The organism is Vibrio sp. L3-7, assembly GCF_963898195.1.
Lineage (GTDB): Bacteria > Pseudomonadota > Gammaproteobacteria > Enterobacterales > Vibrionaceae > Vibrio > Vibrio echinoideorum.
Genome location: NZ_CAWQUW010000007.1, coordinates 19,024 through 42,991, shown reverse-complemented (window position 1 = coordinate 42,991; position 23,968 = coordinate 19,024). Strand labels below are relative to the sequence as shown.

Sequence of the window (23,968 nt, the reverse complement as noted above, 5' to 3'; positions counted from 1 at the left end):
GACATCCAAGATGCTCACTAACAACATGACTCAATAAACCTGAGGAATGGTGACTATTAAAAGTCATTCCTCGGCGAGAAATCTAGAACGAAATCTTGATGGTGTTAAGCCGATGATTTTCAAAAAGACTTTTCGAAAGCTATTTACGTCTTCATAGCCGACTAAATAGCTGATTTGATCTACCGGTTTATGAGAACTTTCCAGTAGTTCACAGGCACTTTGAATACGCACATGTTGGATGTAATTGATCGGCGTAAAGGTAGTTGCTTTAGTAAATTGACGGATAAAAGTTCTTCGGGTCATGAACGCTTCTTCAGCCAACTGATCAAGAGTTAAAGATAAGTGGTAGTTTTTCTTAATAAAGTGCTGCACCGATACAATCTTGTCATTACCGTGAGCATAATTCGGCGTAAAACTCTGATAATAGCGCTGTTCCCTCAACCCAGTATCAAGTACGAGATACTTACCTAGATTACGAGTATTGGTCGGAGTCGTGTATTTTGTCAGGATAGACAAAGCCAGATCCATCCACGACATCAAACCACCAGCTGTGATGATGTCAGCGTCATCAATCAAGATTTTGTCGATATCGACATCGATGTCCGAATAGAGATCCGAGAACTTTTGTTGTGCTTGCCAATGGGTTGTCACGGTTCGACCTTGCAGTAGCCCCGTCTTCGCCAAAATAAACACGCCCGCACATGCCGAGCACAGTATCGATCCTCGTTGATGAGACTCAACAAGGTAATCTAACAGCCATTCATCCGGCTCTAGGTAGTAGCGACCATCTAAGTTTGGCGGCAATAAAATAATATCGGCCTTTGAACCAAAGGTTGAACTGTCTTGTGAGGTGCCTATTGAATGGCCGGTTGAACAAGCCAAGTCATCGTGAGGCTTAATCTCAACATGAAACTGAACCTGTTCATTGGAAGGATCAAGGCTATTGGCCATCTGAAGAAACTCTTTCACCCCGAACACTGCACTCTGAAGAGAACCTGGATAGTCGATGATTTCGACCATTACTGATTTTGTCACTATTGCCATATAGTCTGTCATTTTTGACGTGCGATAAAAAATACAGAGTATTCATAATATTCCTACACCGCAATACACTAAATACAAAGGTATGGACTATGACAAACACTGCACTACTACTTATCGACTTTCAAAATGACTACTTCCCTTCATACGAGGGAGCGAAATGGCCGCTGTCTGAGACAGAAAAAGCAGCCCAAAAAGGCTCTCAACTACTAACCGCATTTAGAAAGAAACAGCTTCCTATTGTTCATGTTCGTCATGAGTTCCCAACCAATGAGGCGCCCTTCTTCCAGCCGGGCTCAAACGGTGCTCAAATCCACAACAGTGTCGCACCTCAAGAAGGTGAACCTGTGATTGTAAAACATCAAATCAACAGCTTTAGAGAAACAGAGCTGAACGAAGTACTGAAGGGAAAAGGAATTGAAAAACTGATCGTTGTCGGCGCAATGAGCCACATGTGTATTGATGCTGTAACTCGCGCAGCTACCGATTTAGGCTATGAGTGCCATGTAGCGCACGACGCTTGCACAACGTTAGATATGGAGTTCAACGGCATTACCGTGCCAGCAGCGCATGTCCATGCTGCATTTATGGCGGCTCTTAGCTTTGGCTACGCCAATGTCGCGTCCGCGAATGAACTTGAGAACCTGCTTTAACTAAATTCAAAACCGCCTTCATTCACAGGCGGTTTTCTTTAACCTCAAATCAAGCCTTAATTGTCTGCCCATTCGGAACAGGCACAAAAAAGGCTCCTTGCGGAGCCTTCTATCGAAATCAATGATGACTAAGCTTGATAAGTTGGTACTAAGCTTTAGCTACTTGGCGCACTGGATGCTTGATAAACACGGCAAACACAGCCACGATCGCAAGAGCAAAACAGTAGTAAGAGTTCGCCACGATATCCAAAGGCGATAGGTTAAATACCGAACCTAATAGCAATACCTGTGCACCGTAAGGCAGTACGCCTTGAATCACACAAGAGAAGATATCCAATAAGCTGGCAGAGCGACGTGGAGAAACGTTATTTTCTTCAGCTAATTGGCGAGCCACACTACCAGAAACAATAATCGCTACCGTGTTGTTTGCCGTACATAGGTTCACCATAGATACCAAACCAGCAATGCCTAGCTCACTCGCACGGCCATTGGCTTGCTTAGAGTGTGAAGAACCAAACGCACGAATCAAACCGCTCACTAAGTTAGTCAGAAATGCCAGTCCACCTTGGCGACGCATTAGCTCACTCAAACCACCAATCAGCATCGACAGTAGGAAGATTTCCTGCATGTTACCGAAGCCTGCATAGATATCTTGAGCGTAATCCGTCATACCGTAGTTCTCGACAGAACCTAGGCTCACGCCACCCGCCAGCAAGATACCAATTGTCAGCACAACGAACACATTCATGCCCGATACAGCAAGAATCAAAATAGTGATGTACGGCAGTACTTTCAGCCACTCGATTGGGCCTGTTTCAGGAACCTGAGTTGCAGTGCTGTTGAAAGCAAAGATAACAATCGCGATAAGAGCAGCTGGAAGTGCAATGCGGATGTTTTCTTTAAACTTATCTCTCATCTCACAGCCTTGCGAACGTGTCGCGGCAATGGTGGTATCAGAGATGATAGACAGGTTGTCACCAAACATCGCACCACTCAAAACAACACCTGCTGTCAGTGGAATGCTCATGCCTGCTGAATCTGCAATGCCTAACGCCACAGGTGCAACCGCAGCGATGGTACCCATAGAAGTGCCCATTGCTGTTGCGATGAAAGCAGAAATAAGGAAGATACCCGGCAGAATCATGCTAGTTGGAATAGCAGATAGGCCAAGGTTTACAGTCGCGTCAACGCCACCAGACGCTTTAGCCACAGCCGCAAAAGCACCCGCCAATAGGTAGATCATACACATTGCAATAATGTCTTTGTGACCGACTCCACTCAGGAATTGCTCGATAGCACGGTTCAATTTATCTTTGCTTAGTAACAGCGCCAACATCACCGCAGGCAAAGCCGCAATCGGAGCTGGAAGCTGATAGAACGCAAAGTCGACGCCTTGCAACGACAAGTACGTACCTACGCCAATAAACAGCGAAAGGAAAACAATCAGAGGGATAAGTGCAACTGCAGAAGGTGCAATTACAGCATTAGAATTTTTCGAATTAGACATGGAACGACAACGCAATAGAACAGGGAGAAGAGAGACTAATGTCACACTTAGAACTTGTCAACGTCTAGACGTCTAAACGCCCAATTAAATGCAAAGTAATAAGAACCCTATTGAACATCACTTAATAAAAAAGGCTATTTACTAGTCAGTAAATAGCCTTTCAATAACAGATAGTGCGCCAATAGAAGTTAGCGTTTATGTTAACTTAGCGCATAAACTTAGTTAGCGTTTCTGCTTAAACGTTACTTGGTATTCGCCAATATCTTGGTAATGGAATGTCGTTAGCTTATCGAATTCCATTTCTACGATACCGCAGTAAGAACCCGTGATGATTGCTTCACCCGCTTGGAAATCAACACCACGACGCGTCATGTAGTTAATCAGCCAGTAGATTGGGCTTGGTGGCAGTGTATTCGGGTGCTTACCGTCAAATGCTTGAACTTGCTCGCCTTGAGTTACTTCAATACTGATCTCAGCAGAGGTGAACGCTTTTTCGCGATCAATCTCAGGGCCGATGAACAAGCCTTGGTTTACTAGGCCGTCAGCAAGTCTTTCATAGAACTCGGCACCGCTGTCATCAGCAAAGCGAGATTGCATTAACTCAAGAGCCATATGGCAAGAACCAATCGCTTCATTGATTTGCTCTTCACTGTAATCTTCCGGGTTTGCAGGCAGGCTCTTTACAAGCGTAAAAGCAATTTCAGGTTCTACACGAACAACGTTGTTGTCTGCAAACAGTTCACAAACCTCACCTTGTTGAATACTGCCCGAAAAGATAGGCGCAACAATAAACTTCTCTTCAGCAAGAGGCAGTAAACACTTCCACCCACCTACTTTATCGCTCTGAAGGTCAATCATTGATGCTTGAATTTTCAACGCATCTTCTAGGCTGTTTGGACGGTACTGTTCGTTTAATCTTGGAGCTTTGGTGCCCGCAATTCGACGACTCAGCAGTTCTTCAGCTGCTTGCTTAAATACATTTGTCATATAATACCACCTTTATTTTTATGACCAGTATAATATCGGATTTCTTGAAGCTTGAATAGACAATTAAACAACGAAGCAACACCGAAAATTCAGCCATCAATTTCCCCATATTCTAGACGCAAACAACTGAAACCATGTTGATTTAAATACAACAAAAGCCAGTAAGTTCATTACTGGCTTTTTAAGCGTACTACTGATGATTAGGCTTACTGCCCTTTCAACGTCTTCTTCAGGTTTTGCATGAAGTTTCTGAAGTGAGGCATAAAATCAACAAACAGAGGGTGCTTTCTGTCTTGCATCATCATTGGGCCGAGTAATCGAATGCTCACCCCTAGTCGCGTTGCTGATTGCTCGTCTAAGCCGCTGTCTTGTTTGATCTTCTCAACAATCGCGAACATGTTTTCTCTGTCTTCAATTTCAAACTGCATGGTTTGCAGTTCACGATCTTCTTTGATGTTCACTTCTTCGATAGTGATACGGTAGTTATTGTGTTTGCCTGTGAATGCTGTCATGTGGATCTCCTACAACGCTTAAAAAGTGTTTTGGCTAGCTCTTCATGAATCGTTCGAGCTTAGGTTTAACCGTCATCGACATCACGACCATGATCGTAAGGCCAATAGGAAGCGCAGCAATAAATCCATTAAACCATCCACTGGTAAACGCCGATGGATCCGAAAATCCAATATTATTTGCCGCTGTTACAAATGCCATGATGGACTCCATGATAAAAGCCATAATCAATCCCACGATTAGGTTGCGAGCTTTCTCGCCGTAATTGGGCAACGCCTTAGCAGTGACTTTAGTCACCAAAGTCATCATCACCATGCCGATTGGCATCATAATCACGACAGCAAGCGCTAACGATGATAGCCAATTACTGATGAATTCCTCACCAAACCCGACATTCATGTAAGTCATAACCGCTGTTAAACTGCCGCCAATCGTCAGCATTAAACTCATCATTACCAAAGCTTTGTGCAATACAGGCGTGGCTTTTTGCTCAGGAAGAGTTGGCGTTAATGTTGCTTGAATCGTCATATCTATATTCCTGTCTTGAATTTACGAACAATTAAGTTGATAATGTCAACTATAAATAAAGTGGTTGATATTGTCAACTAGATTTCTAAGGATCGTTTATGTCTGATAACACATCGCTAGAATCCATCTTTCGTTTGGTACACTCTTTGAAACGTCAAATGAGTGAACAGATTGAGAGTTTGGACTCTGACATCGCGCCAATGAATATTCGTGTAATGAAGATCATTACCAAGAAGTCTCCATGTACTTCTATTGATATTGCACACTTCCTAAACCGCGATAAGGCGCAAGTCACTCGGCTCGTTAACGCGTTGATCAGTCAGGAACTTGTGAAGAAATCGCCTAATCCCGAAGACAAGCGCAGCCAGTTATTGGTTCTGACCGATAAGGGTCAAGAGATCATGAATAAGGTCGCGAATATTGATCGTGAAATGCTGAAGAGAATGACCAAAGGCATGGCCGACGATGAGTTAGAACAGTTTCGAAAAATTGCGAGCAAGATGGCTCACAATCTAGAAAACTGATCTAGAGAATGAGTGATTAGAAATAGTTCGGCTCTTTGAAACAAAGCCGATCTTTAGAAAGATGAAAAAAACGCCACCGAATCGTACGATCGGTGGCGTTTTTTGTATGAGCTGATTTGATATAGATTAGCGGTATGGCTACCTCTAACTTAGATGACCGTTTTAATTAGATGCCAGTTCTAATTAGGTAACAGCTCTAATTCGATGCTAGTTCCCACCACACTTGAACGGGGACTGGCTCTGCGATCACTAGGCGTTCCCCCATCACAGGGCTCACCATTTGCACGCCTCGCTCTTTGCTTATCGTCAGTGCTTGCTCCATTGGGTCTTGTCAATCGTGCATAGAAAGGTCAAACGTGCTGTTGTGGATTGGCATCATCACCTTACCTTTAAGGTCAATGTGCGCTTGAACGCTTTGCTCTGGGAACATATGAATATCCGCCCAAAGTGAGTTATACGCGCCCGTTTCAACCATGGTTAAATCAAACGGTCCGAAACGCTCACCAATCTCTTTAAAGCCGTTGAAGTAACCAGAGTCACCGCTAAAGAAGACTTTCTTATCTGAAGCGTTAATGACCCAGCTCCCCCACAGTGTTTGGTCACGATCAAGTAAGCCACGCCCAGAAAAATGTTGTGTCGGCGTCAAAGTGAACTCGATATCAGCAACGGTTGCCGACTCCCACCAGTTCAACTCAATGATCTTTGCTTTATCCACGCCCCACTTTTCTAGTAGAGCACCGACTCTGAGTGGCACCAAAAATGTCCCTACTTTGCCTGCTAATGCCTTTACGGCACCTTTGTCTAAATGGTCGTAGTGATCGTGGCTGATCACTACCACATCAATATCAGGCAGTTCTTGTAATGAGATTGGTGTTGGATGGAAGCGCTTTGGCCCCATCCATTGCACTGGCGATGCGCGATCACTGAACACAGGATCAGTCATCACTAGCTTGCCATCCAGCTTCATCATCACGCTTGAGTGACCCAAGCGATAAGCGACATCGTCTTGTTCTTCGATCAGCTGCTCGGCTGTCATCGGTATCAGAGGCAATGCAGAACGCGGTACCGGCTCATTCCTTTCCACAGTCACGTAAGCTTTCAAGATTGAAAAAATATCAGACATACCCGATTTGTATTCCAGCTCACTGTTAACAAACTTCTTCGGAAGCTTATCTAGATTGTCGTTTGATTGTGAACCTGTGCTTACGATAGCGACCACGGCAAGTACTCCTAAAATCGGTAATAGATATTTTTTCATTGGTATCTCTTTAATCATTGGGTCTATCCCAACGCAAAAACTACACTGATTAGTTTACATAGCAAAACAAAAAAGTAAACCGGTTAGTGTAATTTATATTTTGGCTATATGTGGATCTGCCGAGACCGGCTAGAAAAGAATAGTGAATCTATTTAGTTAGAAATATTAATCCGCAGACCATACATTCTTGAAATCTGGCCAACCCCAGTTCGTGATGGCTACATTCTTCAGAATACCTTGGAAACGCACGGTTTGTAGGTGATGGAACATAGGCACTAACCAATAGTCCGAGATCAGTGTCGATGCAACGGGCTCCAACTCTGCCAAGTAATTCGGCAGTTCAACCGATGCCTTATGATGATCTAAGCGCTGCTTCAGCCAATCGCTGTTCATCTCTCCTAGTGCAGAGTGCAAAACAGGATCATTCATCAACCACGAGAACAGTGAAGAAGGTGCATTGTCATCGAGATTGAGGTTACACAACACCAAATCTTCTTTAAGGTCACCACTCTGAGATAGCTGAGCCAGTTCTCGAAAACTGTAGGTATTTACCTCAACTTCTACACCATATCGTTTCAATATGTCAGATACGCAAATAGCACATCTATATAGGGCGTAGTAATTGTAAACGGCTATGGTCATCTTTTTAGGTAATTGAACTTCTTTCGACGGCGTTCGATACAACTTTTGCCAGCTTGGCAATATATTCTGAGCTAAAGACACGCTGAACAACCCTTGATTTTGTTCCAATTGAGACAAAATAGCTTGCGGATTGGCGAGCCCGGAGAGGTATTTACGCTGCTCATCGCTTAACGAGTTTGCCGTTGAATTCTGATTGAACAGGATAAACAAGCAACCATCTTCGACCCGACTACGAAGGCCATCAGTCTCTGCAGACACCAGCTCCGCATCGCTTTTCCCGAGTTGATGAAAACAAGACGAGTCTTCATAAGGTGACACTTGCATTTGGCTGTCATCAAAACGAGCACTGCCCGACATTGATTCTTCAAATTGCCAAATGGTGACTTCATCCGTTAAAGAACGACAGCCATAATAGTGTTCAAATGCCGCGAGTTTGATACGTTCATTATTGGTCTCAACCACTTTGAAGGGCCCTGTTCCAATAACAGCATGAGATACTGAATTTAATGGCGATGGTTCACGGGTCACTTGGGCAGCAGGTTGAATTGAATACTTAACGCCAGCAAGCAAGCCAGCAAAACCAGTATCGGCCTTGGTCAGCTGGAAGCTGATCCTTAACGGCTGCTCACTGTAAACCGAAGCAACATGAGCTAGCTCTGTCTGATAGAAAGGTAGCGGTTGTAAAGCGGTAAACAACGATACTAGCTGTTTGGCGTCGACGGGGTGACCATCGTGAAAAGTGAGACCGGGGCGCAAATAGAAAGTCCAAACCAACTTCTCAGAATCATATTCCCAATGATGTGCAAGTTCAGGCTTCAACTTCCCCTTGCCATTACAAGTGACTAGGCAACTGAACACTTGCCTGATCAAAAACCGTTCACTACTGCGGTGAATATGATGCGGGAACAAGTCCTCAAACTTACGTTTGTAAGTTAATTGAACGTGCAGTAACCCTTCTCGAATCGTCGCACCGGAAGTTTCTTGGAGAAGAGCGCCAAATACAGCCCGGTCATCTTCCAAAATAGAAAGTGCTTTTTCGTATTTGCCCTGCTCTATCAATTTACTGGCAACATGTTGAGTCATTTCTTGATTACTAAAACGTAATGTCAGGTTAGAACGTTGATTCCGTCCCACTTTAGGCTCCCACACTACCCACTCAGCCTGATGCATCTTGCCTAACAAGGTTCGTGCATGGCGCAAACTAGTAAACAGCTTGTCTGCAACCTCAGTCAAGGTAACCGAGTGTGAGATGTTAGGCTCGAACGAATCCAGCCTTGTGTAGTAACGCATCATGTTTAGATCAGACAAATAATGAACCTTTTAGAAATAACCTTTCCTCATAAAGCCAATTATAAAACACATTTGTCTTAAAGTGACGATAAAAGACAAAAATAGGAACGCTTTAATAAAAACCCATCTGTTTATTACTTCCTATTAAACAACCATAATTAGTAGGTCAGCAAGGAACTCAAAGTTCCTACCAAAGCCTAATACAAGAGAAGTAATCATCATGAGAAAATACTATCTTAATAAGCTAAAAAGCACCTGTAGCAAGCTCGAAAGAGAAGCACTACGAACACTTATAGAGCTATGTAACTGGCGTTATTAGTACACTTTTTAGCACCGAGTTAACGCGAGTTGAGTGCAACCTAATAGGCTCCTACCCCCAATATGAGTTAGGTCTCAACTCGCTTTTCCATTTCAAATCCCCTCTCAACCTTGCTGTACCAATAGCTCACACACTTGATAAATTTCCGTTATCGACTCGACAAATTTAATTCGTTTTCTTAGTTAAACGAAAAGCCTTAAGGTTCGCCCCGAAGCAAGCAAAGAGCCTCAGAAAAACTGAAAGCTCAGCTAACAACTCATTTATTTGCAGTTACCAATCAGGTATTAACTAAGGAAACGCCATGCGTATCGCAATTCTTTCTCGCAACGAAAATCTATACTCTACTTCTCGCTTAAAAGCAGCAGGTGAAGCTCGCGGTCACCATGTCGATGTTATCGACACGCTGCACTGTGATATAGATATCGCGAGTAACAATCCGAAGATTCGCTACATGGGTGAAGAGCTACCTCAATACGATGCTGTAATCCCACGTATTGGCGCTTCCATTACCTTTTACGGCACTGCGGTTGTTCGCCAATTCGAAATGATGGGCACTTTTTGTATCAATGAGTCAGTAGCAATCAGTCGTTCTCGCGACAAACTGCGCTCACTGCAATTGTTGTCTCGTAAAGGTATTGGCTTGCCAAAAACAGGTTTCGCTAGCCGCCCAGACAAAATTCAAGACTTGATCAAAAACGTAGGTGGCGCGCCACTGGTCATCAAGCTTCTTGAAGGTACTCAAGGTATCGGCGTTGTTCTAGCAGAAACAAACAAAGCAGCTGAAAGCGTTATCGAAGCATTCATGGGCTTAAAAGCGAACATCTTAGTTCAAGAGTTCATTGAAGAAGCAAATGGCGCCGACATTCGTTGTTTTGTTGTTGGCAATAAAGTGATTGCCGCAATGAAACGCCAAGCTGGTGAGGGTGAATTTCGCTCTAACTTGCACCGTGGTGGCACAGCTCAACTGGTTAAACTAACCAAAGAAGAGCGCGCTACAGCAATCAATGCTGCGAAAATAATGGGTTTAAACCTATGTGGCGTTGATATTCTACAATCTAAGAATGGCCCAGTTGTAATGGAAGTTAACTCTTCTCCTGGCTTAGAAGGTATAGAGAAAGCGACAGGCAAAGATGTAGCAAACATGATTTTCGAATGTATCGAAAAAAATGCAAAACCAAACGCTAACCGTACTCGTGGAAAAGGCTAATTAAACAGCCATTTACTCATGATTGGAAATAACATGAACAATAAAATGATCATAGGGAATACTGAAGCACTTTGCTTACCAGAGTTAGGGATAACTGGACTACATACACGTGTTGATACGGGGGCTAAAACGTCTTCTCTACACGTAGACAACCTTTTGTGTTTTAAAGAAGATGGCGAGCGTTTCGTAGAATTCGATTTGCACCCAGATGTTTATCACCTAGAAGAGACGATTCGTTGCACGGCTAAATTGAAAGCGAGCAAGAATATCAAGTCTTCCAACGGTGAAGTAGAAACTCGCTGTGTGATTGAAACATTATTGCGTATTGGCGGTAAGCAATGGCTTATCGACCTCACACTCAGTAACCGTCAAGATATGACTTATATGATGTTGCTTGGTCGTCAGGGTATGAGTGACAAAGTGATTGTTGATCCAGCGGGTGAGTTTCTACTTACTCACTAACTTAGCCGCTCCACGGCTTTAGTGGTTCAACAACGCAAACATAAAGGCCAGTCTTAAAGACTGGCCTTTATCATTTGTGCCGACGGTCTTTATCTTTAAAACCAAACCGCCAAACCGATTTAATCAAGCCCTTAAGTTTGATTTTGGTCACACGCCAATGAGTAACAGGTCTTCTTGGAGCACTCATCAGTAAGTGTTCAAAGGCTTTTTCATTGAAATCCACTTGCCCACCATGTGCCACCAGCAAGGTATCGACCTGTAGGTCATAAATACGAGATACTGATTTTCGATATTTATTAGGATGAAAAATGGGGAAAGGTGGAATCAACTTCTTTTTGACGTCCACCATCAGGTCAGCCACATACGCGACACTGTGCGATGGGCAATAGACGGAAAGGTCTCTGTCGGTATGGCCTGGCGTTTCCAGAACTAACCAGTCGTCAAACCCCGGAATGCTATCTCCATCCGACAGCTTGTAATCCGGCTTCAACTTTCTTGAATACCACAGATTCGCTTTAGGTTTTCCCAATCGATTTGCCATCCATCGAGCCAACGCAAGGTCCGCAAGGTGCATCAATACCCCATCAACACCGTGATACCAATCCCTATCTCGATTCGCTGCGACCAAATTACAATGAGTCAATTGTCTGAGCTTGTGCGCTGCCCCTGCATGGTCAGGGTGCATGTGCGTGACCACCACTGTATGTAAATCATTAAATTGGCGATTGAGCTGGTCTTCAATGAAAGATCTGAGATGAGGGATATCTGCCCGACAAGCGCCATCTAGCAAGAGCAACTTGTCTGGGTACTCTACGAGATATATGTCTTGGATATAGCCTTTAATGGTATGAAGTTGCAAACGGTATTCCTATTTTTTATCCCTGCCTACTGGATAGAACTAACAATCCAGTAACAAGTGGTCTAACCAGAATATAGCAAAGATAAATAAAATATGATTTTTTGAACGCAGAATTACGGATACAGATAACAAAAGACGAGCCTACTTCTTGAATAAAAAAAACCTTAAATGACAGGAGAATTTGCAATCATGCTGATTTTAAAGCATTAAATTCACAACACTCTTGAAAACACTATGCATCTTAAAGAAGAAATTTAAGTCTATTATCAAAATAATTTTGAAAGTGTAACAAATGCAGCACTGTTGATGATTATTAACCCATTGGTAACATTTGCGTCAATTATCAAGGGGAACACAATGAAAAAAACAATAATCAACACAATTCTTGCGAGCACTCTTTTATCCACTTATGCGCAAGCTGCGACAGAACTCATGCCAACACTAAAACAAGCAACGGTTGTTGCGACCATGACTGAACGTCCGGGAAACCCTTCAATTACACCGGATGGACGTTTATTACTGAGCGTTCATCCACTCGACCACCCTTCGACCAAAGTAATCGAATTAAGCGTGGCAGGAAATCAGACCCCATACCCAACGATGAAGTATGCACAAGGTAATGACTCTCTATTTAAAGCCGTCATTGCTATTCGTACCGATGACAACGGAGTCGCATGGATTCTCGATCTAGCAACTCATACCGTAACGGGCTGGGATACTCGCAATGAAACGTTGGTAAAAACGATTGAAATACCGGATTCAGTTTTAAAACCGACAAGCTTCCTACAAGACTTTGCTTTAGACCAAAAAAGACAACGTATTATCATTGCTGATATGACCCAGAACGATCTAAAAAGTGAAGCCATTCCAGCCTTTGTAACCGTTGACCTCAATACTGGGGAAGCTGTACGAGTAGCAGAAAATCACCCGTCTATGAGAGCTGACAGTAAAACCGGTTTTGCGTTAAACCCAATCACGATTGATCCATCTTATGAATGGGTTTATTTCGGCGCTGTCAACGGCCATACAATTTACCGTGTTAAAGCGAGTGAGTTTGATAATAATGGTAAAACAGTCGCAACCAATATTAAAAAATACGCTGATAAACCTTATTCAGATGGCATTACTGTAGACAGTGATCAGAACGTTTATATTACTGATATAGAGAGTAATGCAATTGGTGTATCTACACCAAAAGGGTACCGAATTATTGCCACACTATCAGACAACCAAACTTGGCCTGATGGCATGTCATTTGGCCCTGACGGTTATATTTACGTAACGGTCAATCAACTTGATCGAACGGCTGCATTAAACAACGGTAAAGATACTGGTACTCGACCATTCGAAGTCGTCCGAATCAAAGCACTAGCTAAAGGAACAACCGGACGATAATCCAACAGAAGTGAGCCTTTAAATTGGCTCACTTTTCTTTTCGGTTGATCCTCTCTCTTATCTTCACCAGCAAACTATCAACATTAGTCGTGACGACAAAATACGTGATTTGTTAGCACGAGTTATTCGGACTATATATGCGCCTCTATTTTATTGTCTGAGTGCTATACATGAACCAATTAATCGATGCTCTTTCTACCCAAGGTTATTTCGTTTGGGATGACTTCTTAACTCAAGAAGAAGTGGTGGCATTGAGGGATTGCATTCCAGAGAACTGGAAAAAGGCTAGGATCGGCCGTAATGATGAAGTAGCAAGAGAAACAACGATTCGTAGTGACAAAATTCAGTGGGTGCGCCGCGATATGGGCGAACCCGCATCTTTGTTCCTAGACAAAATGGAACAAATCCGTTTAGAAGCAAACCAAGCGTTCTTTCTGGGTCTGTTCGAGTACGAAGCGCACTTTGCGAAATACGAAAAAGGCGACTTCTACCAGAAGCATTTAGATTGCTTCAAAGGCAATGAAAACCGCCGTCTAACTACCGTGTTCTACATGAATGACGAATGGTCAGAGGAAGACGCAGGAGAGCTCGTGGTTTACGATCTAAAAGACAATCACATTGCGACCATTCCACCAAAGGGTGGTCGACTGTTGGTATTCTTGTCTGAACAGTTCCCACACGAGGTTCTGCCAACCAACACAGAGCGATTCAGTATAGCTGGTTGGTTCCGAATTAACGGCGTGAAAGACAACCAATTGGACATCGCACACTAAGCTAAGCCAACCCAATCTCTATCTTATCCAGAGCCTATTTCATCGAAAGCCTCTCCATCGAGAGGCTTTTTCGTAGATAAGAATCACAATAAGTGACAAGTCTAATCAACCGCTTTCATTAGCAGAGTCACAACACGGCTATTTGGCTTCACGATTGCTCTGGCGTAATAGAGAAAACTGATATTTAATAAATATTTACGATGCGTCTTAAAGAAGGATTAATTATGTCGTCTATCATCGTAGGTCATCGTGGTGTGGCAGGTACTCACCCAGAAAATACCAAAGCAAGCATTGAACAGGCCGTTAAACTCGGTTTGAAATGGGTCGAAGTGGATATTCAAGTCACTCTCGACGACCAACTTGTCGTTTGTCACGATCACACACTAGAACGTTGTAGTGATGGTAAAGGCCGTGTTGATGAACACACCTTGGCAGAGCTGCGTCTGTTAGATTTTGGTAGCTGGAAATCGGAACAGTTTGCAGGTGAAAAAATACTGACTCTAACAGAACTGCTGAGCTTGGTTGAAGCGCATGATCTTAGTGTTAACCTGGAAATTAAGGTCGATAGTAAGCACCAAGCACCTCATGTGGTCGATCTTCTGCACACAGAATTGATCCGCTCAACGCTGGATACCGATAGGATCTTACTGTCTAGCTTCAGTCACCAAGTCGTTGCTGAAATGGCTCACCACTTATCGAGATACCGAGTTGGCGTGATCACAGAACAATTGACTCAAGCCGACCTGATGCTTATCGATAAGGTCAAAGCGTTCAGCTGCCACATGAACTATGAACATGTGAACCAGAGCGATCTCGATACGCTCAACCAAGCAAACATTCAAGCATGGTGCTACACCGTCAATGATCCGTCTCACTTCAGACTTTTATCAAAAGTAGACGCTGTATTTACTGATTTTCCGAATCAATTCAACTTTATAAATTGACCTCGTAAATACCGCAAAAGCACGCCTCAAGAGACATCAAAATTAACCCCAATAAACCTGAAAATTAGGTAGCAAACACAAGTGAGTAGGAGTACATTCCGCTACTCACTTGGTTTCATTAGCTCGCTCTATACAGACAGCTTCATTGGTTACTTAATTTATGGATCTCATTTTTAGTCCAACCTTCCCAATTTTGGGTGCAATCTTCATTTTCGCCGCTATTGTTCGTGGCTTTTCAGGTTTCGGTTTCACCTTAGTGGCATTGCCATTAAGCGCGTTGTTCGTCCCTGTTATCGAACTGGTCCCTGTTTTCATGTTGATCGACCTTCTCGGCAATATTCAATTGCTGCCAAAGGTTCGAAAGCAGGTTAATTGGCGCTGGGTTTCAAAGGTGTTTATCCCTTGTTTAGCCTTCACTCCAGTCGGCTTACTCTTACTCAAATCGGTTAGCCAAGACACGATCATCTTGATCATCAGCGCTTTTATCTTTGCGTCTGCACTTATGATCTACAAAGGCTTTCAGTATCAAAGCGAACCTAGGTTTGCGCCCTATATTCTCGGCAGCCTTGCTGGGGTAATGAACGGCGCGGCTTCAATGTCTGGGCCTCCGGTTGGAACGCATGCACTAGCAAGCCCAGTAGAGCCTCACATTGCCAGAGCTGGCCTTATCGCGTTCTTTGTATTAGCAGATTCGAGTGCGTTTGTTTCAGCATCGATAGCGGGCTTAGTCGACCGTGATGTGGTCTGGATTACGATTGTACTTTTGCCAAGCAGCATGTTTGGTGGCTATGTCGGATCTAAATTGTTCGAAAGGTTTGGCGGAGAGAAATTCAAGCCTGTCACTATTGCATTGCTTTTGGTGATTGCCATATTCAGTGCAGGGCGAGTGTTAATCTAAGCTCGGTAAGTGAAACTTAAGTTAGATTAGTAAAAGTCTAAATTGGACGAGTAAAAACAATCTGGGTGCTACCATTCAATATGGATAGGAGTACCCATTTTAACTAACTCGATAAACTGATCCATATCTTGGTTGGTCAGTGCAATACAACCATCCGTCCAATCAAAGCTTTGGATAAAACTAGGTGAACGCAATTCACCATTTTTAATACCATGAACTTTAATATTCCCACCTGGGTCGACATCGTGTTTCTTTGCCCATTGTCTATCGGTTGAACGTGGGTAATTAATGTGTACTGAGCGATAGAATTCAGAATCTTCCATAATGTAATCAAGTTGATATTGACCTTCTGGCGTGCGGTTATCCCCTTCAAAACGTTTGTGTCCTTTGGGCTTCTTGCCTAGCGCGATGCGAAATTCCTGAATGACCTCATCCCCTTTAAGCAGATACATCCTACGTTTAGATTTATCGACCTTAACCAAAGTTACCATTTGTAACTGTGGATCTATTGCAGAGTCGATATCTGGAGTCGTATAAATTCGGCGGGATGTTCCTTGAGATTGCAGGGCGATTTGTTCGTTAACTTTACCTTCAATAGCATCATTTTCAAGAAAACCATCAGCAAAAGAATTCGAGGTTACTGGGGATGTTGGAACACGCTCAGATTGAGAAGGGGCAGACTCAAACACAATCGTTTCGATGGCCGTTGCATCAGAAACAATCTTTTCAACAATTAACTGTTGCCCAATGACAGACTCATCCAAGGCTGGAGGCGCCGCGGCATATAAAACCTGCGTCGACAAAACTAAGTAAGTAAATAGAGATAAAAACAACCGCACGCCTAAATCTCCTCTAAGCTCATAGACATGGTTCGCGATTGAGTTTCCATTCCTAACGACTCATAGAAACTCTGAGCTTGCTGGTTAAACTCCATCACTTCCAAACGAAGCTCTATCGCACCTCTAGCCTGTGACCACTGGTTGAATGACTTCATCAACGCCTTACCGACACCTTGACTCTGAGCTTCATCGCTAACCACAATCGTATTCACCCGCGCGACCTTATGCGATTGAATAAAGCTCACCCCTTTGTTCTGCGTCACTTTGCCGGCAAGAAAACCAACAACGTGTTCGTTTTTAACCGCAACAAAGAAGGAGCCCTGCGGGTCTATCATCAGCCCTAACCAATACTCTTCACTGTCTCCAAAGCTTCGTGACGGTGGTGCAAACACCATAGGTGCGCCAAGATGATGTTGGCGGTTTATCTGCTCAGAAAGCGCTAAAATAGAGCGAATATCAGTTACCTTGGCTGTCCGAACTTGCATATCATTACCTTGTTTGAATTCCATAATACCTTAGCAAAAATGCCTTCATTATGCACCGTCGTAGCCGATTCCGAGTACGCTAAATTACACCCTATTGCTAATATAAGGCAGCCTTTGGATAACAATTGTTCCTCAATTCTCGAGCACATTCGATGACGTGAGTGCTACTATCTCTGCAGAATCAATACACTAACGACTGGATACCTATATGATTAAGTTTGCTGTAATTGGAACCAATTGGATTACACAAAAGTTTGTTCAAGCTGCCCATGAAACTCAATCGATGCAACTTGCTGCGGTTTATTCACGAAACTTAGACAGCGCGGCACAGTTCGCCCAAGAATTTGACGTTGAAACGACTTATGACTCACTCGACGCATTAGCCAGTGACAGCACAATAACAGCGGTTTACATCGCGTCTCCAAACTCAATGCACTGTGAGCAATCGATTTTAATGATGAAGCACGGCAAGCATGTCATTTGTGAAAAGCCTGTCGCGTCGAATATTGATGAAGCGACTCGAATGTTTGAAGTCGCGGAGCAAAACGGCGTCGTGCTGTTTGAGGCATATAAATCTCAGTTCCTACCGAACTTTAAACAGATCCAACTCGGATTAGAAAAAATCGGCAAGGTGCATAAAGCGCACATCAACTACTGCCAATATTCATCTCGTTATCAGAAATACCTTAACGGTGAAAACCCAAACACCTTCAACCCAACTTTCTCTAACGGCTCATTGGTCGATATTGGCTTCTATTGCGTCGCAGCAACGGTTGCTCTGTTTGGTAACCCCGAAAACGCACAAGCTTCAGCCAAGCTGTTGGAGTCAGGTGTTGATGCTCATGGCTGCGCGATCTTCCAGTACCCTGAATTTGACGTGACGCTTGCTCACTCCAAAGTCAGCGACTCTTACGCGCCAAGTGAGATCCAAGGCGAACTCGGAGCGATCATCATCGATCATATTGCCGAGTGCACAGACGTAAAAATCCGCTACCGAGACGGCAGTGTTGAAAACCTCACTCAACACCAAAGTGAGAATTCGATGGGCTACGAAGCGCAAGCTTTTGCCGATTGCATTCGTGGCGATCAAGTAACCAAGGCTCAAACAACAAAGCGTACTTTAACCGTTTCCAAGTTAATTACAGAGATGCGCCAGCAAGTTGGTGTCGTTTATCCTGCGGATAAATAGACTCCTTTGGTAAGTTAACAAGCTGATTTTTAAGACATCGCAATTTACTCACAACCAAATTTAATCCTTACGACAAATAACCGGATTAGTTGATTCGAAAGTCATCTGTTTAAATCCGCTTTCGATATCTGTCGTACTTATTTAATTTATTGAAGGTGTGTAAAGTGTTTTCAGTTGACGATCGCGTTGTAGCAACAAAAGGTGTTGATCTTGGTGAAATGGTAGTGACTGGCCTAAGTGCTGGTGGTGGCTACGTTCACGTTACAACGGTAGAAGGCGCAATGACGCTTACTTACCCAGCGCAAGACCTTAAAAAAGCATAGTTTAACCACTCTGCTCTTTTAGTTGTCACTCTGCTAAAGGTAACAAAATTAAGGCTTTGGTTAGCTTCACTCTTCTGCATTAGAGTGAGCAGCCAAAGCCTTTTTTGTGCCTGTAATTCCCCCTTGCCGGCTATGTTCATTTACCATCGGGTTAGACGCTTGTAACGATGGTCGCCCTAACTAATCAATGACTATTTAAGCCAAGCTCTTATTGTCGGCTCGGACTTCTGCTACATTAGCATCATCTTATACTTATAATGACCATGAACTGAGGGAAGCTATGAAGCTTTACATTTACGACCACTGCCCTTTCTGTGCAAGAGTTGCCTACATCGCTCAATCTCTAGGCTTGAATATCGATCTTATTTCTGTGGATTATGATGATGCCCAAACCCTTATCGATTTGATCGGTAAAAAGATGGTGCCAGTCTTACAGAAAGACGACGGCTCTATCATGGCGGAAAGCTTAGATATCATCGCTTATTTCATGGACTTGAAATCAAGTGATGAACAACGTGTACCATCTGAACAAGTCACTCTGTTCCAAAGCCGTGCATTCCCATTAAGTCAGCGCATCGGTCTGCCACGTTGGTGGAAACTGGATCTTGCTGAATACCAATCCGAAGCAAGTAAAGCTGCATGGCGCGCGAGCAAAGAGACGGAAGAACTCAACTTCGACAAACTGATTGAGCAAACACCGCAATTCGTTGAACAGATTAATCCATTATTGAAAGATGCCGAGCTTCTGCTGAACTTAGAAAATGGTGAGTCGTCGCTACCGCTTATTGATCAAGCAGTGTACTTCTCCATGCTGCGCGGTTTCTGTGTTGAACCAAGCATCACATGGCCACCAGCGCTTGAACGTTGGTTAGAACAGCAAAGCGAAGCTCTTAAGCTATCGCTGCTTCGTTAATTCGTTAATTCGTTAATTCGTTAAAAAATAACAAGTAATAAATAAAAACGAGAATCTCACCGAATGAGATTCTCGTTTCTTTAAAGGTTCAATCCCCTTTATCAGAGCAAGCGTCTTCTCAACCCTGTACGCTCCAAGATTCTCGTCGAAATTTCCTCAACCGATAACGAGGACGTGTTGATGTAAGGTATCGCTTCTCGGCGGAACATCGCCTCTACCGTTTGTAACTCATACAAGCATTGCGAGTCACTCGCGTACTCACTGCCTGCTAAACGATTCTCACGAATTTCAGTCAACCTTTCGGCATCAATGGTTAAGCCAAACAGCTTATGTCGATAAATCTCAAACTCTGGCAACAGTTTCAAGCGCGCTAAATCATCATGAATAAATGGGTAGTTCGCCACGCGTAAACCAAACTGCATCGCCATATACAAGCTAGTCGGTGTTTTACCGCTTCGAGAAACACCAAGCAAAATGATATCGGCTTCTTCTAGCCCTTTCAGCGTGATGCCATCATCATGAGCCAGCGTGTACTCAATCGCGGCAATACGATCGAAATACTTTACCGAATCCTTATTCACACTGCGTGATCGCTGTAGCTTAGGAACCGGTGCCATCTGGATATCATCCTGAACCTTTTGAACGATACTCTCCAACACGTCATAACAGTGAGCTGGTGCCTTAAGCAATTTCGCTTTGATATCGGGAATCACAATCGAAAAAAACACCAACGGTTCTAACCCGGTATCACGATACGAAATTTCGATCTCTTTTAATAAATCAGAAAGTTTGTCCTCACTTTCCACAAACGGAAAGGTTTTTTCATTAGCTTTGAAAGGGAATTGACCTAGAACAACATGCCCTAAAGTCTCACATGTTATGGCCGTTCCATCAGAAACATAGAATACATCACGACTTTGAATATCAATTTGCATTTTTTATTTAATATTTAAAATTATTTTGAGTAGGATGGTAACCATAATATATATAACAAAACCCTGCTGACTATTACGTCCCCCACAGCTTTTGAAAATAATTTACATTTTTTTAAACTGATACGTAATCGTTTGCCTTTAAATCCCTACAATGCTTGCTATGTTTCTGGAGAAATAAATGCAAAATAACACCCTATGGTTCAATGGCCTTTCCATGGAAGATGTCGACAAAGTCGGCGGTAAGAATGCTTCACTTGGCGAAATGGTTTCTAACCTAGCCAACGCTGGCGTATCAGTACCTAATGGTTTTGCTACCACATCTTATGCGTTTAACAACTTTCTTGACTACAAAGGTCTTGATGAGCGCATTCACCAACTCCTTGATGAGCTTGATGTTGAAGACGTTGACGCACTGCGTAAGACAGGTGCAACAATTCGACAATGGGTTCTAGACGCACCATTCCCAGAATCACTAGAGCAAGATATCCGTGATAACTACCGCGAACTGATTGAAGGCAACGAAGAATTGTCTGTTGCGGTTCGTTCGTCTGCAACGGCAGAAGACCTTCCAGATGCTTCTTTTGCAGGCCAACAAGAAACCTTCCTTAACGTGAAAGGCATCGATGCGGTTATCGAAGCGACTAAACACGTATTCGCTTCTCTGTTTAACGACCGCGCTATCTCTTACCGAGTACACCAAGGCTTTGACCACCGAGGCATTTCATTGTCTGCGGGCATCCAGCGTATGGTTCGCTCAGACAAAGCTTCTTCAGGCGTTATGTTCACGCTTGATACTGAGTCAGGCTTCGACCAAGTGGTGTTCATCACCTCTTCTTGGGGCCTAGGTGAAATGGTTGTACAAGGCGCTGTGAACCCAGACGAGTTCTACGTCCACAAGCCAATGCTAGAAGCGGGTCACTACCCTATCGTTAAAAAGACGTTTGGTTCTAAGTTGATCAAGATGATCTACTCAACCAACCAAGAGATCGGTAAACAAGTTGATATCATCGACACGGATACTCAAGAACGTAACGAGTTCTCACTGAACGATGAAGAGATCAAAGAGCTAGCAAAACAAGCGATGATCATCGAGAAGCACTACCAACGTCCGATGGACATCGAGTGGGCAAAAGATGGTATCGACGGCAAGCTTTACATCGTTCAAGCTCGTCCTGAAACAGTCTGTTCTCAAAGCGACCAAAACGTTATCGAGCGTTACGAGCTGAACAACAAGGCGGATGTCTTGGTTGAAGGCCGTGCTATCGGTCAACGTATCGGTTCTGGACCGGTTCGTTTAGTTGACTCTCTAGACCAAATGTCATTGGTTCAAGAAGGTGATGTACTGGTAACAGACATGACAGACCCAGACTGGGAACCTGTGATGAAGAAAGCCTCTGCGATTGTGACTAACCGTGGCGGCCGCACTTGTCACGCGGCGATCATTGCTCGTGAGCTAGGTATTCCTGCAATAGTAGGTTGTGGGACAGCAACAAGTAGTCTGAACGATGGTGATATCGTGACCATATCATGCTCTGAAGGCGAAACTGGCTACGTTTATCAAGGTGAACTCGACTTTGAGATCAAGCGTTCTGAGGTTGATGAGCTACCAATGCTGCCAACCAAAGTAATGATGAACGTGGGTAACCCAGATCGTGCCTTCGACTTCGCTCAAATCCCGAACGAAGGTGTTGGCCTTGCTCGTCTTGAATTCATCATCAACAAGATGATCGGTATTCACCCTAAAGCTCTGCTGAACTTCGATGAGCAAACGGATGAGATCAAAGCAGAAATCAACCAACGCATTCGTGGTTACAAAGATCCAATCGATTTTTACGTAAGCAAGCTAACGGAAGGCATCGCGACCATCGCTTCTGCATTCTGGCCTAAGCGTGTAATCGTACGTATGTCTGACTTTAAGTCGAACGAGTACAGTAACCTTGTTGGCGGTAAAACGTTTGAACCACATGAAGAGAATCCAATGCTGGGCTTCCGTGGTGCATCTCGTTACATCTCTCCAGTCTTTGAAGACTGTTTCGAGCTTGAAACTCAAGCGCTGAAACGCGTTCGTAACGAGATGGGACTGAAGAACGTTGAAATCATGATTCCATTCGTTCGTACACCAAGCGAAGCGGCATCGGTTATCGACATTCTGGCTAAGTTTAACCTGCGTCGTGGCGACCAAGGTCTGAAAGTCATCATGATGTGTGAGCTTCCATCCAATGCGATTTTGGCTGATGAGTTCTTGAAGTACTTCGATGGTTTCTCTATCGGTTCAAACGACATGACACAGCTGACACTTGGCCTAGACCGAGATTCAGGCGATGTTGCGCACTTATTCGACGAGCGTAACCCTGCGGTTAAAGCGATGTTGAAAATGGCGATTGACGCAGCAGCTAAAGCGGGTAAATACGTAGGTATTTGTGGCCAAGGCCCATCTGACCATGACGACCTAGCTGAGTGGTTGATGGAACAAGGCATCAGCTCTGTTTCTTTAAACCCAGATACGGTTATCGACACATGGTTGAAGCTTGGTAACGTCGCCAATAAGTAACGCTTCACGCGTACCTTAACAACAAAAGCCAGTCACGATGACTGGCTTTTTTAGGTTCTTTGCTAATTAGCTGGCGAGATCGCTAGAAGTAGTATCTAACGCCTACCCAAGCTTCGGTCTGCCAACCATTCGGCATTGACACACCTTTCACATCAACATCCGCCTTGGTAATGTCATAACGCGTATTCAACCACCAAGTTCTTGCAGTGTTCATCGGCACATTTAACGATGTTTTAAATGAGAAGTTTTGCATGTCGATATCATCACCAGACAGATCCTGCCACTCAGGTACTAAAGACACATAGGCGCCAGAGTCACCGAGATGCTTCGCGGTAATCAAACCAAGCGAGTATCCCGTTAAATCATCTTTAGATGAAGTAACACCAGGGATCTCCATGCTACCTGTCATCAACCCTGCTCTTGGAAATACAAGAAATCCACCGGTATAAGCAGGGTTAATCGCAACAACACCGCCAACCGACAATAAGTCATTTTTAATGCTGTTGCGCGTATTAATATAATCTAATGAAAGACCCACTTTAGGCGTAGCTTTAGTCCCCGTTTCAAAGACGTGGAAGTACTGGATTCTAGAGTTGCTATACTCTGTACCGAATTTATCTGGATCGCGAAGCGCTGTGTTGCTTTCATCGACAAACGTCCCTTCAGCCAGTAGGGCAAACTGTTGACCGTTTTCTAAACCGCCAGAAACTTGCCCTTGAAATTGGATATCTGAACTACCATTCAACATCAATGCAGCTTGAGTATAAACTTTAGTGACATCAGCAGGATCGATAACACGTTCGGAATCTGAACCTGCATGTGCAGGAAGGGCTAGACCTAAACTCAACGGGATTAATAGAGCAAACTTTTTCATTATATCTCTCGAAAGTCGTTTGCTTCCTCCTTGAAGCCTGGAACATCCTGTTAGGTAATAAA

General features: G+C 43.7%; 23 protein-coding genes and 1 pseudogene. 12 read left to right on the top strand and 12 right to left on the bottom strand.

Annotation, left to right across the window (positions count from 1 at the left end):
- Nucleotides 1-63: 63 nt before the first annotated feature.
- Nucleotides 64-1,044: a GlxA family transcriptional regulator gene (locus AACW75_RS07130; protein ID WP_145571053.1), complete on the bottom strand. Its 981-nt coding sequence runs from the start codon at nucleotides 1,042-1,044 to the stop codon at nucleotides 64-66.
- 89 nt (nucleotides 1,045-1,133) lie between these two features.
- On the opposite strand from AACW75_RS07130, the gene AACW75_RS07125 reads away from it, so the two are divergent.
- Entirely contained in the window at nucleotides 1,134-1,694 is a 561-nt protein-coding gene (locus AACW75_RS07125; RefSeq protein ID WP_145565248.1) for a cysteine hydrolase family protein, read from the top strand.
- A gap of 148 nt (nucleotides 1,695-1,842) precedes the next feature.
- Here the strand turns inward: AACW75_RS07125 and AACW75_RS07120 are convergent, their stop codons facing one another.
- The 4 genes from AACW75_RS07120 to AACW75_RS07105 form a co-directional block, all read right to left on the bottom strand.
- Complete coding sequence (locus AACW75_RS07120; RefSeq protein WP_145565247.1) at nucleotides 1,843-3,201, bottom strand: Na+/H+ antiporter NhaC family protein; 1,359 nt, start codon at nucleotides 3,199-3,201, stop codon at nucleotides 1,843-1,845.
- Nucleotides 3,202-3,423: 222 nt separating this feature from the next.
- Nucleotides 3,424-4,188 (bottom strand): hydratase, encoded by a 765-nt coding sequence (locus AACW75_RS07115; protein ID WP_145571051.1) that lies wholly within the window; start codon nucleotides 4,186-4,188, stop codon nucleotides 3,424-3,426.
- Between the two features lie 206 nt (nucleotides 4,189-4,394).
- Nucleotides 4,395-4,700: a DUF3861 domain-containing protein gene (locus AACW75_RS07110; protein ID WP_010428476.1), complete on the bottom strand. Its 306-nt coding sequence runs from the start codon at nucleotides 4,698-4,700 to the stop codon at nucleotides 4,395-4,397.
- Between the two features lie 34 nt (nucleotides 4,701-4,734).
- Nucleotides 4,735-5,226 (bottom strand): DUF2798 domain-containing protein, encoded by a 492-nt coding sequence (locus AACW75_RS07105; protein WP_016788874.1) that lies wholly within the window; start codon nucleotides 5,224-5,226, stop codon nucleotides 4,735-4,737.
- 98 nt (nucleotides 5,227-5,324) lie between these two features.
- Between AACW75_RS07105 and AACW75_RS07100 the strand changes: the two genes are divergently transcribed.
- Entirely contained in the window at nucleotides 5,325-5,750 is a 426-nt protein-coding gene (locus AACW75_RS07100; RefSeq protein WP_016769096.1) for a MarR family winged helix-turn-helix transcriptional regulator, read from the top strand.
- A gap of 196 nt (nucleotides 5,751-5,946) precedes the next feature.
- On the opposite strand, the pseudogene AACW75_RS07095 reads toward AACW75_RS07100, so the two are convergent.
- A pseudogene (locus tag AACW75_RS07095) lies at nucleotides 5,947-7,008 on the bottom strand (MBL fold metallo-hydrolase).
- A 165-nt stretch (nucleotides 7,009-7,173) separates the two neighbouring features.
- Complete coding sequence (locus AACW75_RS07090) at nucleotides 7,174-8,958, bottom strand: SgrR family transcriptional regulator (protein ID WP_145571049.1); 1,785 nt, start codon at nucleotides 8,956-8,958, stop codon at nucleotides 7,174-7,176.
- 602 nt (nucleotides 8,959-9,560) lie between these two features.
- On the opposite strand from AACW75_RS07090, the gene rimK reads away from it, so the two are divergent.
- Together rimK and AACW75_RS07080 are read left to right on the top strand one after the other, a co-directional pair.
- A complete protein-coding gene (rimK, locus tag AACW75_RS07085) occupies nucleotides 9,561-10,466 on the top strand; it encodes a 30S ribosomal protein S6--L-glutamate ligase (RefSeq protein ID WP_017076564.1) in 906 nt (301 codons plus the stop codon).
- A gap of 33 nt (nucleotides 10,467-10,499) precedes the next feature.
- On the top strand, nucleotides 10,500-10,928 hold the full coding sequence (locus AACW75_RS07080; protein WP_017076563.1) for an ATP-dependent zinc protease family protein: 429 nt from the start codon (nucleotides 10,500-10,502) through the stop codon (nucleotides 10,926-10,928).
- Between the two features lie 70 nt (nucleotides 10,929-10,998).
- Here AACW75_RS07080 and AACW75_RS07075 read toward each other — a convergent pair whose 3' ends face one another.
- Nucleotides 10,999-11,787: an MBL fold metallo-hydrolase gene (locus AACW75_RS07075; RefSeq protein WP_145571047.1), complete on the bottom strand. Its 789-nt coding sequence runs from the start codon at nucleotides 11,785-11,787 to the stop codon at nucleotides 10,999-11,001.
- Between the two features lie 357 nt (nucleotides 11,788-12,144).
- On the opposite strand from AACW75_RS07075, the gene AACW75_RS07070 reads away from it, so the two are divergent.
- From AACW75_RS07070 to AACW75_RS07055, 4 genes are all read left to right on the top strand, one after another.
- The gene (locus AACW75_RS07070) at nucleotides 12,145-13,182 is read left to right on the top strand and encodes an L-dopachrome tautomerase-related protein (RefSeq protein WP_017076561.1); all 1,038 of its coding nucleotides are present in this window, start codon (nucleotides 12,145-12,147) and stop codon (nucleotides 13,180-13,182) included.
- Between the two features lie 170 nt (nucleotides 13,183-13,352).
- A complete protein-coding gene (locus AACW75_RS07065) occupies nucleotides 13,353-13,955 on the top strand; it encodes a 2OG-Fe(II) oxygenase (RefSeq protein WP_102553206.1) in 603 nt (200 codons plus the stop codon).
- Nucleotides 13,956-14,179: 224 nt separating this feature from the next.
- Nucleotides 14,180-14,899, top strand: coding sequence for a glycerophosphodiester phosphodiesterase family protein (locus tag AACW75_RS07060; RefSeq protein ID WP_017076559.1), 720 nt, complete (start codon nucleotides 14,180-14,182; stop codon nucleotides 14,897-14,899).
- A gap of 160 nt (nucleotides 14,900-15,059) precedes the next feature.
- Complete coding sequence (locus AACW75_RS07055; RefSeq protein WP_102553208.1) at nucleotides 15,060-15,797, top strand: sulfite exporter TauE/SafE family protein; 738 nt, start codon at nucleotides 15,060-15,062, stop codon at nucleotides 15,795-15,797.
- Nucleotides 15,798-15,865: 68 nt separating this feature from the next.
- Here the strand turns inward: AACW75_RS07055 and AACW75_RS07050 are convergent, their stop codons facing one another.
- Nucleotides 15,866-16,636, bottom strand: a complete 771-nt coding sequence (locus AACW75_RS07050; protein WP_135458355.1) for a L,D-transpeptidase family protein — start codon at nucleotides 16,634-16,636, stop codon at nucleotides 15,866-15,868.
- Nucleotides 16,637-16,638: 2 nt separating this feature from the next.
- Complete coding sequence (locus AACW75_RS07045; protein WP_102553217.1) at nucleotides 16,639-17,121, bottom strand: GNAT family N-acetyltransferase; 483 nt, start codon at nucleotides 17,119-17,121, stop codon at nucleotides 16,639-16,641.
- A 208-nt stretch (nucleotides 17,122-17,329) separates the two neighbouring features.
- Here AACW75_RS07045 and AACW75_RS07040 point away from each other — a divergent pair, with 208 nt between their 5' ends.
- From AACW75_RS07040 to grxB, 3 genes are all read left to right on the top strand, one after another.
- Nucleotides 17,330-18,310 (top strand): Gfo/Idh/MocA family protein, encoded by a 981-nt coding sequence (locus tag AACW75_RS07040; RefSeq protein WP_135458358.1) that lies wholly within the window; start codon nucleotides 17,330-17,332, stop codon nucleotides 18,308-18,310.
- Between the two features lie 164 nt (nucleotides 18,311-18,474).
- Nucleotides 18,475-18,633 (top strand): hypothetical protein, encoded by a 159-nt coding sequence (locus tag AACW75_RS07035; RefSeq protein ID WP_017076554.1) that lies wholly within the window; start codon nucleotides 18,475-18,477, stop codon nucleotides 18,631-18,633.
- Between the two features lie 280 nt (nucleotides 18,634-18,913).
- Nucleotides 18,914-19,546 (top strand): glutaredoxin 2, encoded by a 633-nt coding sequence (grxB, locus tag AACW75_RS07030; protein WP_135458360.1) that lies wholly within the window; start codon nucleotides 18,914-18,916, stop codon nucleotides 19,544-19,546.
- Between the two features lie 101 nt (nucleotides 19,547-19,647).
- On the opposite strand, the gene ppsR is transcribed toward grxB, so the two are convergent.
- The gene (gene ppsR, locus AACW75_RS07025) at nucleotides 19,648-20,481 is read right to left on the bottom strand and encodes a posphoenolpyruvate synthetase regulatory kinase/phosphorylase PpsR (RefSeq protein ID WP_017076552.1); all 834 of its coding nucleotides are present in this window, start codon (nucleotides 20,479-20,481) and stop codon (nucleotides 19,648-19,650) included.
- Between the two features lie 178 nt (nucleotides 20,482-20,659).
- On the opposite strand from ppsR, the gene ppsA reads away from it, so the two are divergent.
- The gene (ppsA, locus tag AACW75_RS07020; RefSeq protein WP_017076551.1) at nucleotides 20,660-23,032 is read left to right on the top strand and encodes a phosphoenolpyruvate synthase; all 2,373 of its coding nucleotides are present in this window, start codon (nucleotides 20,660-20,662) and stop codon (nucleotides 23,030-23,032) included.
- An 82-nt stretch (nucleotides 23,033-23,114) separates the two neighbouring features.
- Here the strand turns inward: ppsA and AACW75_RS07015 are convergent, their stop codons facing one another.
- Nucleotides 23,115-23,906 (bottom strand): hypothetical protein, encoded by a 792-nt coding sequence (locus tag AACW75_RS07015; RefSeq protein ID WP_145571045.1) that lies wholly within the window; start codon nucleotides 23,904-23,906, stop codon nucleotides 23,115-23,117.
- Nucleotides 23,907-23,968 lie beyond the last annotated feature (62 nt).